This window comes from Geobacter benzoatilyticus, from assembly GCF_017338855.1.
GTDB classification, from domain to species: Bacteria; Desulfobacterota; Desulfuromonadia; order Geobacterales; family Geobacteraceae; genus Geobacter; species Geobacter benzoatilyticus.
Window position 1 is genome coordinate 2,435,797 of record NZ_CP071382.1, and the last position, 14,253, is coordinate 2,450,049.

8 protein-coding genes are annotated in these 14,253 nt (G+C 62.4%); 2 read left to right on the plus strand and 6 right to left on the minus strand.

The features are described from left to right. From corA to JZM60_RS11205, 3 genes are read right to left on the minus strand one after another with little or no spacing between them, the layout of a single operon-like run. Complete coding sequence (corA, locus tag JZM60_RS11195) at window positions 1-1,071, minus strand: magnesium/cobalt transporter CorA (protein ID WP_207162543.1); 1,071 nt, start codon at window positions 1,069-1,071, stop codon at window positions 1-3. 29 nt (window positions 1,072-1,100) lie between these two features. Beyond that, a complete protein-coding gene (locus JZM60_RS11200) occupies window positions 1,101-2,066 on the minus strand; it encodes a peptidoglycan-binding domain-containing protein (protein ID WP_207162544.1) in 966 nt (321 codons plus the stop codon). A 48-nt stretch (window positions 2,067-2,114) separates the two neighbouring features. Beyond that, window positions 2,115-2,312 (minus strand): hypothetical protein, encoded by a 198-nt coding sequence (locus JZM60_RS11205; RefSeq protein WP_207162545.1) that lies wholly within the window; start codon window positions 2,310-2,312, stop codon window positions 2,115-2,117. 411 nt (window positions 2,313-2,723) lie between these two features. Here JZM60_RS11205 and JZM60_RS11210 point away from each other — a divergent pair, with 411 nt between their 5' ends. Then, complete coding sequence (locus JZM60_RS11210; protein ID WP_207162546.1) at window positions 2,724-3,809, plus strand: IS5 family transposase; 1,086 nt, start codon at window positions 2,724-2,726, stop codon at window positions 3,807-3,809. 213 nt (window positions 3,810-4,022) lie between these two features. Continuing rightward, a complete protein-coding gene (locus tag JZM60_RS11215) occupies window positions 4,023-5,123 on the plus strand; it encodes a PEP-CTERM sorting domain-containing protein (protein WP_207162547.1) in 1,101 nt (366 codons plus the stop codon). Window positions 5,124-5,175: 52 nt separating this feature from the next. Here the strand turns inward: JZM60_RS11215 and JZM60_RS11220 are convergent, their stop codons facing one another. The 3 genes from JZM60_RS11220 to mutM all read right to left on the minus strand — a co-directional run bounded on the left by JZM60_RS11220 (window position 5,176) and on the right by mutM (window position 14,159). Further along, on the minus strand, window positions 5,176-6,747 hold the full coding sequence (locus tag JZM60_RS11220; protein ID WP_207162548.1) for a toll/interleukin-1 receptor domain-containing protein: 1,572 nt from the start codon (window positions 6,745-6,747) through the stop codon (window positions 5,176-5,178). Between the two features lie 18 nt (window positions 6,748-6,765). Then, window positions 6,766-13,158 carry a DUF7379 domain-containing protein gene (locus JZM60_RS11225; protein ID WP_207162549.1) on the minus strand — a complete coding sequence of 2,131 codons (6,393 nt, stop codon included), beginning with the start codon at window positions 13,156-13,158 and terminating at the stop codon, window positions 6,766-6,768. Between the two features lie 197 nt (window positions 13,159-13,355). Then, the gene (gene mutM / locus JZM60_RS11230; protein ID WP_207162550.1) at window positions 13,356-14,159 is read right to left on the minus strand and encodes a bifunctional DNA-formamidopyrimidine glycosylase/DNA-(apurinic or apyrimidinic site) lyase; all 804 of its coding nucleotides are present in this window, start codon (window positions 14,157-14,159) and stop codon (window positions 13,356-13,358) included. Window positions 14,160-14,253 lie beyond the last annotated feature (94 nt).

Here is a 14,253-nt window from a genome sequence, read left to right on the forward strand (position 1 = left end):
TCATATCCAGTTCTTCCCCCGGAAAAATTTAAGCATGCCCCCCGCAATTACAAGCATGAGGAAAAGCACGGCTGGGTAACCCCAATGCCAGTTGAGCTCGGGCATGTAGCGGAAATTCATGCCGTAAAGACCCGCGATGAAGGTGAGAGGCATAAACAGTGTGGCGATTATTGTGAGCACCTTCATGACTTCGTTGGTGCGGTTGCTTATGGTGGACAGGTAGATGTCGAGCAGCCCCGAGAGTATGTCGCGGAAGGTTTCCACGGTGTCGATGATCTGCACGGTGTGGTCGTAGACGTCGCGCAGGTAGATGACGGTTTCTTCCCGTACTAGGGAAGACTCGCGCCGCTCGAGGCCGCTGATTACCTCGCGCAGCGGCCAGATGGACTTGCGCAAGAAGATGATCTCCCGCTTGAGGGTGTGGAGCCTGCCTACGGTTTCGCGCGAGGGATTATCCACCAGTTCTTCTTCGAGCCGCTCGATGCGCTCCGCCACGCTTTCGAGAATGGCGAAGTAGTTGTCGACGATGGCATCCATAAGGCTATAGACGAGATAGTCGGCACCCAGGGAACGGATCTTTCCCCGGCTGGTGTGCAGCCGCTCCCGGATCGGGTCGAAGGGGTCTCCCGCAAGCCCCTCCTGGAACGATATGACAAAGTCGGGGCCGAGAATCAGGCTCATCTGCTCGGATGCCACCCCTTCACCGCCGCTTTTAAGGGAGAGCATCCTGAGGACGATGAATAGGTAGTCGCCGTAATCCTCCCGCTTTGGGCGCTGGTCAGTGTTGAGGATGTCTTCCAGAACAAGGGGGTGGAGGCCGTAGCATTCGCCGAGTTTCTGGAGAAGCTCGATGCTGTGGATTCCCTCCACGTTGATCCAGCGGACCCCCGGTTGGCCGCGCATGGTAGCACAGGCCGCCAGGTTATCGGAAGCCTGGTCGGTTATGTTGTTCTCGTCATAGACGATAATGGAGACGCGAGCCGCTTCCCGGTGCCGTTCGCCGATGTGGACGAGGGTGCCTGGGGGAAGCCCCGCCTTCGAAGAGCGTTTCTTGACCAGTTTGTTTCTCACGGAATGCTCCCCAGTTATCGCCGACCGGATCAGAAAGGCTTGAGCTTGATGCCGAACTGGTCCTCCAGGTGGAGATAGTTCCCGTGCACCATTCCTTCCCCGTGGGCGATGGCAACCTTGCGTTTCCGGACGTCCTCGATCCAGCGGGGGTTGCTTGCTTCGGCCCGGCGGTTGGCCACGATGACCAGCTTCGCCTCTTCAGCCTCATCATTGCTCAGGCTGCTGCCAAGGCGTGTGCAGTCGGCCATAATCTGGGACTTCACCAGGGGCGAGATGCTTCCGTTCTGCACCTTGATGTCGAACATGAGAGCCACCCCCCGCTCGGACCAGAGGCCGTACTCGGCGCAGAGGGCCTTGGCGTCCTTGAAGAGCTTGCCGGCGGCATTCACCTGGATATCCTGGAACTCGGTGGTGCGCCCCAGGGCTTTGAGAAGCCCCTTCCATGGCTCGAAGAGGGTAAAGCGCCGCTGGTCCTGGGCCGAGCGTACCCACGCGAGCTGGTCATCCTTGTCGGAGGTGAAGATGGCCTTCAGTTCCGGGAAGTAATCGTGGCAGATGTCTTCCAGAAGGCTCGGGTGTTTTTTCGCCATCTCCTTGAACAGCGGTTGCAGCGACCCCTGGCCCAGGTTCCACTGGAGGGCGCCGAAGCTCAGGCCCTGCCCGTCGAAGTCGCCGGATGCCATGGCGAAGCAATCGGGTATCGGCCTGCCCGTTTCGATGGTACCGGTAAGGGCCAGGCAGCGGTATTCCAGTTTCTGCTTGCAGACTTCCGGCTTCTGGAGCTTTCCGCCGCCGAAGAGCTTTTTCCAGGTATCTTCGCCCACGACCCCGTCCACATCCAGGCCGTTTTGTCGCTGGAACATTTTAACCCCGCTCTCGGTGCCGCCACCAAATATGCCGTCCACATCTCCACTGTAAAGGCCCAGTTCACCCAGTCGTGCCTGGATCTTCCTTACCTCGGGCCCCTTGCTCCCCCTTCTGTATGCGTTAGTCATATATTCCTCCAGCTTGTATTTGAAAATTACGGGTTCAATGACACGGGTTCACGCCGTCCCCTCGGTGACGGTCACCAGCGAAACCGGCAGAGGCTCCGACTCCCACGTTACTTCAGGGAAGAGGGCCTTGTCGAGGCGAAGGTAAGTGCCGTCGACCCCCGCTTCAGCCCACCAGCATTCCTTACCCCTCAGGGGGACATCCTTGAATAGGTATAGTTGACTGTCCTTGTCTCGAGCTACGTACATGGCAACGTTCCTTTCGGGGTGCAATGATTGAATGCAGAAAGTTTACTGTCGGCTTCAGGTTTGTCAAAAAGGGTGCCTCGTCAGGGTAAGGAGGTGATGCAAATAAATGAAAACCTCATCTGCTGCCTTCGGCTTCTGTTGCTTGGAGTTTACTCTTTTGTGGCAGGGTGGGTGTAAGGTTTTTTTAACTGCTTGTCGATTTGCCTTACATTATTCTGCGGCGCAGCGTGGCGGGTTCTAATGATATCAGAATGATAGCGGTGGCATTTTTTGTGCATTTTCATGTGAAAATTCTGTGATTTGTATTGGAGGTTAACAGGTCTTTGAAAAACACGTAGTATTTACGCCACTTTGATTCAGTTTTATGTTATGATGCTGCGCATATCTTCTTGATATTACAGGAGAAACGGTATGCGCGGTTTTGAGCAGCAGTCTGATGCATTGTTCGTCTACATCTCGCCGGAATCCTTTGTGCCGAAGGATCATCCCTTGCGGCCAATCCGGCAGATGGTTGATGCGGCCCTTGATGATCTGTCATCGGTTTTTTGCCAGATGTACTCCCATACCGGCCGGCCATCGATTCCGCCAGAACAGCTGCTCAAGGCCATGCTGCTACAGGTGCTGTACTCGATTCCCAGCAACGTCAAGCTGGTGGAACAGATTCACTTCAGTCTCCTGTTCCGCTGGTTCCTCGGCCTTGGCTTGGATGAGCCAGTCTGGGATCACTCCAGTTTCAGCAAGAACCAGGAACGCCTAATCGAAACCGATGTTGCCGCACAGTTCCTGGCGGCCATCCTTGAACAGGCCAAGGACAAGAAATTGCTGTCAAAGGATCACTTCAGCGTTGACGGGACATTGATCCAGGCATGGGCATCCATCAAGAGCTTCAAGCCAAGAGATGACGATCAGGAGCCGCCAGCAGGGAAAAACCCGACCCGTGATTTCCGGGGTGAAAAGCTGGTCAACGACACCCATGTCTCGACCACTGACCCGCAAGCCCGACTGTATCGCAAGAGCAGCACCCATGAGGCCAAGCTGTCGTTTGCTGCCCATGTTTTGACCGAAAACAAAAACGGACTGGTCATGGTCAGCACCGTTACCGAAGCCGATGGCTTTGCCGAACGGGCTGCCGCAAAAAAGATGCTCAGCAACGTTGCCAACGGCAAGCGGCGTATCACGGTGGCTGCCGACAAGAACTACGACACCAAGGGGTTCGTCAAGGCTGCCCGCACTATGAAGGTGACACCCCATGTGGCCCAGAATACAGAACGCAAAGGTGGCTCAGCCATTGACGGACGGACCACCCGGCACAGCGGGTATGCCTTGAGCCAGAGATTCCGCAAGCGCATCGAAGAAGTATTCGGCTGGCTCAAGACCACCGGCCAGTTCCGGCAGACCCGCTATCGGGGAGTGACCAAGATCAACTGGTACTTCACCCTGGCGGTAACCGCTTACAACCTGGTCCGAATGCGAAACGTGGGGGTTTGTCCCGCATAAGTGGGGAGAAAACCGCCCACAAGGCGAAACCGAGCCGAATAATCGGCCAAAAAGAGTTTCATAGAGCAAGAAAACCGCAAAACAAACAACAAAATCAAACTGAGCCGTCCCGAAAAAACCTCTCCCGGAGGTTATGGGGACAAAATCAGGGAGTTTTTCAAGACCCTGTTAAACATGAACCTGCGAACTGTATCTTTGCCTATTCTACTTGCCATGTCGTTGCCCTGTGGTGCCGCTTACGCCACCTCTTATTCCTACCTGGATATATCGCAGACCTACTATGACACGGATTACGTGTCAGGTACGATTCCGCTTCCCACGTATCCTTCGGAGACGCTCACCGATTCCTATGACTCGAAACAGGTTATCAGCACCGGTGAGGCCAAGTACTCCATGGGGCGGACCTATGAGTCCGCGACCTCTTCGGTGAGTTACAACAATTATCCGGTGCTGGTTCCCGGAGGCGGTGCGGTCGGCATTTCTGTCGGCCCGGGCCATTCCGCCACCTTCGGCTATGGCTATGTCGATGCCGCGCACCGGATTATGCGCCAGAGCGCTTCCGTCATCTCGAACGGGGCGCAGTTCTCCGAATCGTGGACCAGGGGAGATATGCAGAACAGCTTCACGGTGCTTCCGGGCACTTCGGGCCTGGCGTATGGCGACACTGCCAAGATACGCCTCGACGTCCGTCTCGACGGGAGGCTTACCGCCACGGGAACGAGCTGGCCCGGCAATGGCGACGCTTTTTCCCATCTGCTGGCGGGCCTCACGATTGTCGATCCGCTGCTGAAGATCGATACCGGTGAAGGCTGGTACACTCCCCGAATCGTTTCCTTCGGGGCCGATGCCGATCTTGAGGCGGGAGAGGTCTATCAGCCGTATTGGGGGGAATCGTATTCAAGCTACTGGTCGGCCAGTTGGGGAGCCTACACCAACACCGGTATAGATATGTCGGGTGATTATGATGACTATTACGAAACCACGGACAACAATCGGGAAGTGACCAACTCGTACAACTTCGATACCGGCCTGCTGCAGCTGGAGTTTGACGCCATTGTCGGGCACACCCTTGATTTGAGGGCCTATATGGATGTATTCAGCTTTGCTTCCGGAAATGCCACGGCGTTGACGGACTTTTCCTCAACGTTCGGCCCCGGTATTATCGACACCAACGGGACAGGGGTGCTGATTGACTGGGATGTTGTCGCTCCGCAACAAGTTCCCGGCACGGTTCCCGAACCCTCGACATTCCTGCTCCTGGGGGCCGGGCTCGCCGGAGTGTTCTGTTACAGGAAAAAAGCAAAGAAAAGCTGAACCTGCCGCGATGTCAGGAAGGGGGGAGGGCGGTCACGATTTGCGGGACCCGTTACCTCCCCCTTTTCCATGTGCTGAAATGGATCTGCATGACCCCGGGGCTTGGGCCGACCGGTTCCAGGAGCTTGAAGGCGGCAATGTTGCCGCGGTTGGTCCGGACGCAGGCGTAGGCAGTCTCGGGAAACCGCTGAATGGGGATGCGTCGTTCCGCCATCCGCACGTTGGAGCAGGTTTCGAATGAGGGGTTCTCCCGCGTGAAGCCGATTGCTGCGCCGTTTCGGGGCGTCAGGTACCGCTCGGTTTCCGTTTCCGCCTCGAACCAGATGTCTGCCTCACCATTTTCTGCAATTTTCCCCGAATCCAGGTCGAAAAGGTAGGTCTGGGGGATTTTGCGGTTTCCGCCGGCAAGCAGTGCGGCACCACGTTCTTCCGGCTGCACGGCCACCAGGAGGTCCACCGCCGTGCCACGCTTTACCTCGCTGCCCCCCCTTATTTTCTGATCCATTACCGTTCCGGGGCGTTCCCGGCTTGTCGGCCGCGGAGTCTCGGCACCGGGCCGCAGCCCTGCATCCTCCAGCATTCGCACTGCACGTTCCAACGGCTGCTTCACCACGTTGGGCACCGTAACCAGTTCCGGTTCCGGCGGCTTGACGGCAACCACGAGATTGACCTTCTTCCCCTTCGACAGCTTTGCGCCAGCCTTGGGGATCTGGCCGATGACTATCCCCGGTTTTGCCGTGGTGCTCTCCCGCCTTTCAACCGCTCCCACCTTCAGGCCGGCTTTCGCCAGGGCTGCCTCGGCCTTGCCGAGGGTTGCCCCGGCCAGCTTCGGCACGGTGACGAGCGTCGGCGGTGGAGGTTCCTGATGCGTGTCGGGCGGTGAAGGCTCCTGTTGCACTTGTGGCGGTGGAGGCTCCTGATTCACGTCGGACGGTGGCTCCTCCGGCGGCCCCGGGTGGACGCTGGTGTCGCTCGTGGTCGTAACGGCCGGAGTCCCCTTGAAGAGCCTGACAAAGCTGTTCCGCAGCGATTCGACGCCGGTAAGCAGCCCCGCCAGCGCGAGCACGATTGCGGTGATGGAGCTGATGAGCCAGGTGAGCCGGTTTTTTCGCGCCGACGGTGCAGTCCCTGTGCCGGCTCTCTCAGGCGTTACCGCTCCACTTCCCTCCAGAACCCGCTCCAGGGTTTCCACCAGTTGCGCCAGGTCCGAGTCCCAGTGGGTGTCGTTGATCTCGATGGCATTGCGGCGGGCCAGCAGCTTCAGGTCATCGGGAAGGTCCACTTCGCCGGGCATGGCCGCATCCTGGACCAGCACCGGGACCACCCGGATGTTCCGCCGCAGGGCCGTCCCCACCTCCAGGCGGATGAAGTCCTTGGGGTCGTCCAGCCGTCGGCGCCCAGCCGCGTCGGTGCAATCGAGCCAGCGCCGGCCGATAATAACCAGGAGCACCGCGCAGGAGCCAACTGCCCGGTCGATGGCCTCCACGAAATCGACCCCCGGCTCGATGGCGGAAACATCCATGAAGACCCGGCCCCTGCCGAAGCGCTCCCGCAGCCGGTCGTAGATGCGCCCGGCGTGGCCGGCGCTTTCCTCCCGGCGGTAGCTGATAAATATGCCTTCCATCCTTGGCCCCTCCGGCGGTTATGGATTCGGACCGGTGGATGCCCGCTCCTTCAGCACCGCCTCATACCCCTTGCGGACCCACATGGCGTTGCTGCCGATGTTGAGCTTCTCCAGCCCCGGCGGCGGCTTCACCCCGGGGTCAAGGGGATGGATCTGCAGTGCCTGCTCCCCTTTCTCCTTCAGGGCCGTTTCCAGCTCCCACACCACCCACTTGGATTCGCTGGCGCTCTGGGACCAGAAGAGGAGGAAGAGGTCCCGGTCCCTGATCTCGCTGTCGAGGCGCGGTTTGAACTCTTCGCCGGGGTTCAGGTCGAGGCAGTCCTGGAACACGTCGATACCGGCCGCGATCTTGATGGCGTCCACCCGGTCCAGGACCCGCAGCCGGTCCTTGGAGGAGTAAGAGGCGAAGGCGGTTTTCGCCGGCTCGCCGGTGGCGGTGGCTTGTCCCTTCTTCTTCGGCGAGGCGGTTATCTCCAGTTCCAGCCGCAGCCGCGCCACGATGATCCCCTCGATGGCCACATCGAACTTGAGGGGGATGGTCCCTTCCTCGGTCTCCGTGGGGACCGACACGTCGAATTCCAGCATCGACCGCCCCCCCTGCCAGATGAAATCCTGCTCCGGCGGGTCGACGGTGAGGCCCCGGCCCGAGAGCTTCACCGTGACGCGGATGTCCCGCTGCCAGCGGCATTCCTGGATGCCGAGCACCGTCCCCGCCGTGGGGGCCAGCTTGGTGAGGAGGTCGCGGACTTCCTCCTCCAGGGCTTTCTCGTAGGCCACGAACCGGGCGGTGAAATCGCTCCCCGGTTTTGCCTGGCGTGGGGCCGAGGCGCCGAGCCGGACCGGCTGCGGTTCTTCGACGGCCGGGGATGGCGCGGCAGCCATCTTGGGTACCGGGGGTGGTGGCGCCCCCCCGCCTACGGTCGGTTCCCGTGACATAGCTGCCCGGGGGAGTGCAAAATCCAGCCCGGCGGGATATCCCCGTCCCACGGACATGAGGATGGGTGGGACGGGGAGGCGGCTTTCTTCGCCGCTTCCCGCCGTTTCCGCCCCCTCCCGGATTTCTTGCAGGGCCGCAATCAGCCCCTGCCTCATGGCATTTTCCGGCGCCGACGCGATGACCTTCCCGAGGAATTCCAGCTGATCCAGCACCGATTGGAACTCCCTCGGCGATCCCATGTTCTTGGCATTGGCATATTCGGAGATGATGCGGCCGGTGTTGGCGGCCAGGTCGCCGGCGGCCAGGTGTCTGATGAGAAGGCAGTCCACCGGCGTTATCGTGTTCCAGAAATCGGGGTTGGCGCGGTGTTCGTTATCCGCGAGTTCCACGGCCTTGTCCACGGATGAGTCGAAGCTGGGGGGGAGGTGGCCGTTGTCCTCCAGCAGAAAGGCCAGTGTCTGGGCCGTGAGGTGGTTGACGAGGGGATAGTAGGACGGATTTCCCTTTTCTGCGCCGATGCTGTAGGCGCGGTAGTAATGCTCCGCCATGGCGTGGAGGGCGGCCCGTTTGTCCGAAACCTTGGTGGCGATCATCATCCGGCGCTTGGCAACGCTCCCCAGCAGCGACAGCCGTTCTCCCGTTTCGCCCAGGGCACTGCACAGGGCCAGGAGCCGATCTTCCGCCTCGATGACCAGTTGGAGCGCCCGGGCCGGGTCGTCGGCCGCAACTCCTTGGGCCCAGCGCGATTGCAGGTTCCAGAGCTGCTCCGCGGTTTTGATGGTGGCGAGTCCCTTGTCGTCGTCGGTGGCCTTGCGGTAATGCTCCACCGCTTCGGCGAACCGCTTCAGCTCGCCGCAGGCATGGCCGAGCGCGGCCTGGAGAGCGCCGCAGAAGAGCCAGGGGGCCGGCACGCTTTGTTCGATGGTGCGGATTGCCTTCAGGTGCCAGTCGATGGCCGGGCCCCGGGCGGTTTTCGCCGCCGCCGCGATGTTTTCGAGGTCGATGATTGCCTCTGAGATGGCGGCGTAGGCTTTCCGGGTAATGCGCTGCACAGGGGCGGCTTCCCCTTTGCCGAGGGTGAAGTCGGGGTCGCCGTAGCACTGGTAGGCGCCCCAGGTGTTGGCCTCGGGATGGGCGGCGTAGGTTGTGGCGCGGGCCGTGTGGACCGCGTCGCCGAAGGTGGCCCCGGCCAGCATCTCCCGGTAGAAGGTGGCGGCGAAGAGGGCGGCGGCATCGTCCTGCACGGCCCAACCGGCGGCCACAACCCCCCGCACTCCCATGCGGATCAGCTCGGTGGCCACATTGGCGGCCAGGTTCGGCAGGTTGCGGGGGGCTTGCCGCTCATCGACCTTCCCCAGATGACAGCAGTTGACGAAGACCAGTTGCGGCACGGTGCGCATCTGACGGATCTGGGCCGCCGTCAGGAACTGGTTTTCGCCGATGACCATGCCGGTGACCGGGTTGCCGCCGGTCTGCTGGTGACAGGAGCCGCAGGGTACCGGGGGGGTGAAATCCAGTACCCCGTGCCCTGCCAGGTGAACGATGCGGTAGTCGCGGGCGAACAGCTCCGTCATGATGGCCGGTCCCGTGGCTTCGGTGCCGATAAGGGGGGTCACCGCATATCCGGTCCCCTTCAGGGCCTTTTCAACCTCCAGTGCCTCCTGTTCGGCGGCGGGGAGGTTGGTGAAGGGGGTGGGGGGATTGCCGATGACCAGGGCTGTCATCTCGTGGGCCGTCACCACCCGCTCACGGAATTTCTCTACCAGGAGCTGGCGGATCATGCCGGCCTGCACGGCCAGGGGCTTTTCGGCCGGAGCGGCATTGTCCCCCCGCCGTCGCGCCTGCATCATCTCCCACGGGTAGCGGGCGGCGGCATCGTTCAGCACCAGCACCACGTCACGGCGCTCGACTGTGTATTCTTTCAACTCATTGGGGAGCAGCATCTCGAAGAGGGTCACTGCAACCCCTTCGGCGCTGGCGGTGGACGAGGACATCTCCTCGATGAACTTGTCGGCCAGGCTCCGCTGGGACTGCTGCAGGAATACTTCTGCCCTGGCCCGGTCCGTGAGGAGGTTGAAGGAGAGGCGCTCCTCCTCGTTTTCGGTGATCTGGAGCCGTTGCCACCAGGGGTCTTCCTCGAAGAAGCTGGCCCGGCGCATCCCCCCCTCCAGGGGAATCACCAGGGGGTCGGGGTCGATGGCGAAGGCCCGGGAGATGTCCGGGTCGTTGCGCAGGCGTGCCAGGAGCCTGGCCGCATGGATGGCGCGGTCCTCGTAAAGCTCGACGAATTCCACCTCGTCAATGGGGGCACAGTCGGTGCGGCCCGATTCGGCAACGGCGCGGTTGGCCTCGATAATCCCCCGGAGAATGGCGGTCACCGCATCATGCACCGCGACGCCGCCGGCGCCGGTACCCACCAAAAGCGCGGTGATGCCGGCCGGCCCTGCGTTCCCCTTTTTCGCCTGGGGGCATTCGGCCCGGGCGATGGCATAGGCCCGCGCACCCCGGGAGACTGCCCGAAGCAGTTGGCCGGGTGACAGTTTCCCAACTTCGCCGAGGCCGATGACAATGGCTCCGGCCGGTTTGCCGCCGCTTCGCTGCGACTGTTCCCATTCTGGGTTCAGGAAGACTTCGGCGGTGCCGTCATCGCCGGGGTAGATGCCGAGCCGGTGCCGGGCGCTGAGCCGGCCGTCGAGGGTCCGGTCCAGGTAGGCCTCGGCGCTGATGATGGTATCTCCCTTGTAGTGCCCCACCAGTACCGGATGACGCGCAAAGGCCAGGTTGCCATGGCGGATGCTTACCTGAATCTTGCGCTCGGTGCGGCGGGGCCGCTTCCTGCGGCCGGCCCCCACGGCAGTGCGGGCCAGGTCGGTGAAATCGGGGTAGAGAGGGTCCCGCTCCGGGGGCAGCTCGAACCGCTCCGGCACGCCACGGGTTTCGGGGGGAGCCGTCGGCAGGCGGTCGGTGGTGCCGTGGCGCAAAAGGTCGGTGATGGCGTCGAACCCTTCTTCGGCCGAGGGGAGGTCGCCGTGGGAGGCTTGGAGATACCACGTCCTGACACCGGCCGGGATGCCGGTCTCCCACGGTACCCGCCCGTCCCCCCGGGGGGTGGCGTGGAATACCAGGCGTTTCTTCGTCCCGGAATTTTCTATGGTCAGATCCACCGGGGTTGCGGGGGCGCAACCGGCGACGTAGAGCATCCGCTGGGGGTCGATGGGGGAGGTGGCGAGCCGTTCCCGATTGGCGCGGGCCGTCTTGAGTGCCGAGGCGGTTGGGGGGTGCCAGGTTCCCTTGTCCGGGTCGGCGGCGGCGAGACTCTGCCATGCCTCGGCGTCGAAGAGATCGAAGCTGGAGAGGGGAGGGAGCATCTCCAGGAGGCCGGGGAATTTGGCCACGATGCCGATAAGATCCCGCTGCTTGCGGGTGAAGTCCAGGAGGGCCAGCTTGCGGATGAGGCTGTCGCGCCCCGTCAGCACCTGGGCCACCGCGTGGGAGCCGCCGTTGGGGGTGCCGAGCATGATGAGCCGCCCGTCGGGGCGTCCCTTCATCCGCTCCCACACCTCCGGGTGGCCCGCAATCATGGCCCGGGCCACGAGCCCCCCCATGGAGTGGGCCACGATGCTTACCGGCGATTTTGTCTTTTCGGTGGCGTCCAGGGCCTTGACCACGGCGGCGGCGAGACGCTTCGCCTCGTCGAAGATGGAGAGCCGCCAGTCGAAGGGGAAGGGCTCCACCCGGTGGGTTCTTGCCAGATGCTTAACCAAATCGCCGTAGCATATCCAGAGGGGGGCCTCCGCCTTGACCAGGTTCGGCGTGCCGTAGGTCAGGAGATCGAATTTACCCCGGGCGATGTCAAAGGGATCGAGCCAGACCCGGTTCTCGCCGATGGCCAGATGGCTTCCCATGATGCCCGGCAGCACGAAGACCACCGGAGCCCCCTCGGCCACGTCCCGCTTCTCGTAGGGGGGGATGCCGCTGTCGGTGGCCCGCACCGAGAACGGCTCGAACCCGTCCGCCTCGGAGCCGCTGCGGGAGAGGGTTCGGGCGAGCCCCTCGGCGCTGTCGGGGTTTTCGAAGTAGCTGAAGTGGTTCACATCGGAGCCGCGCCGGAAGAGGAAGGCTGCCCCGCCGGAGCGCTCGGAGCCGCCGAACATGGCGTCGGTGTTCACCACCAGGTCGTGGTCGTCCTGGTAGAGGGGGTCCGTCAGGAGGGTGCCGATGGCGCTAAGGACGTTGTCCCCCTCGATGTCCCCGGCAATCACCCGCAGTTCTCCGGCCACCGGCGCCTTGGCCCGGTTCAGAAGGGCCACCAGGGGGGAGGAGGGGATCATCGCCTCGATCCCCGGCAGCACTGCGGGGTCGGAGCGTTCCTTGGCCACGGCCATGATCAGTTCGCTGAAGATGCTGGTGAAAACCCCGCCGGGGAGCTTCGCAACGAAGCCGAACCCCCCCAGGAGGTTGAAAAGGACCGACAGGTAGATGTCGAGCCGTTCCGAGGCGAGGGTGGTCCCCCGGGCCGGGCAGGCCACCCGCACGAATCGCTCGATCTTGAATTGCTTTTCCTTGAGGAGGGCGTTGAGGCGCTCCAGGTCTCCCCGGGCCTTGCCGGGGTTGCGTTCCGCAAAGAAGCTGAGGTCGGCGGCATCGAAGGGGTCGCGCCCCCCTTCCATGCCGGCCCGGCAGAGGAGTTCCCCCACCATCCCCCCCCGGGAGTGGGAGACCAGGTGGAGCCGCGCCCCGGCCGGGAGCCGCTCCGCAGCGGCGATGGCATTGTCGATGGGGTTCTTCGAGAGGGTCTCGTGCTCAAGGCCGAAGACCCGTCCCTCGTAGGGGGTGAGAAGCTGCTGCCGCTGGGGGCGGCGCTTGTCGGTCCAGAGCTTGCCGAAGCTCCCCGCCGTGGAGGAGGCGGTGCCGTGAAGGAAAAGGAGCGATGGCCGGTCCGGCGGCAGGGTGAGCACCGCATCGGAAACCGGGGTAAGGGCCAGCTCTTCCCCCGACAGCCGGTAGAGGCCGGGGCCACGGTTCTCATCCCTGGTGCCGAGCAGGTGGTTCTCCAGTTTTTCGGCGATGAAGCCGGCCGCCATGTGCGCCACGTCGATCTTAAAAAATTTCAGGGTCTTGATGACGATCTTGCCGATGAAGCCCCGGGAGGCACTCCGCCGGTCGATGGCGGCCGGCAGTTCCAGCACCCCGTCCGCCGCCCTGGTTCCCACGAGCCCCAGCACTTCGGTCCGCAGCCGCTCCTGGGTGGTCCAGAAGCGGGTGCCGTCCTCCAGTTCCACCTCCACGACGTCATCGGGGCGGCTCTCGATTACCGGCGTTTCCGTTCCGCCGGCCCGGGACGCGCTGATCTGGAAGGTGCGCACTTCCCTGATGGTGATCTGGCCTGCGGTCTCCGGTGGGACTGTCGGGATTGGCGTCGTGATCTCCGTGCCGGGGATGCGGAGTTTGACGGGCTGCATGCTGTCGTCCATGACGTGCTCCTTGATTGGTGGTGTGGAGTTGCCGAGTCGTATATGCCGTGTCGGCCGCAGCCGACTATTTAAGTATTGTGGAAATTATAGAGCCGATGCGGAATGTGGCAAGGGAGTGGGGTGGAATTGTTCGGTTTTTACGGATGCTACGGAGGGCTCGCCCGTATTGACTTGCGGGGCGGTTCTGGCGGGTAACGTTAACTCTGGCAGTGGGGGCAGAAGACCGTGCTCCGGTTGCCGAGCCGGGTCTCCTCCAGCGCACCGCCGCAGCCGGCGCAGGTTTCCTTTCCCCGCCCGTAGACCTTGAAATCCAGCGGATGGTAGGCGACGGTCCCTTCCTCGACGCGATAGGTGCTCCCCTGGTCGATGGACTCCTGCAGGACTTCCCGGACGGTGAGGGCCAGCCGGTGGCATTCGGAACGGCTCAGGGTGGAGGCGGGGCGGTCGGGGCGGATGCCGGCCCGGAACAGGGCCTCGTTGGCGTAGATGTTCCCGACCCCGGCCACAATGGCCGCGTTCATGAGCATTTGTTTCACCGCAACCCGTCGCGTCCGGGTCACGTCAAAGAGATAGCTGCCGTCGAAGGTCCCGGTCAGCGGTTCCGGGCCGATTCCGGCCAGCAGTGGATGGGCTGCCGGATCATCGGTGGTCCAGGCCACGGTGCCGAACTTGCGCGGGTCGTGGAAGCGGAGCACCAAGCCATCGGCAAAGAAAATCTCCAGGTGGTCGTATTTTCCAGGGGGCGTCGTTCCATCAGCCAGGCGAAGAAAGCCGGTCATCCCCAGATGGACGATAAGCCACCCCGTCTCGCAGTCGAACAGCAGGTACTTCCCCCGCCGCGCCACGGAGCGTATCGTCCGTCCCGGCAGGGTGACGGACAGTTCTTGGGGGATGGGGAAGCGGAGCTTCGGCGCCCGGACCACCACCCGGTCGATTATTTTGCCCGTCAGTTCCCGCTCCAGCCTGCGGCGGGTCAGTTCCACCTCGGGTAATTCCGGCACTTTTTCCTCCACAGGGACAATTTCAGATCCCACATTGTACGCGATCGCTGCATTGATTTCCGTACGAAAAACGGATTGTCCAGAATGGTTATGC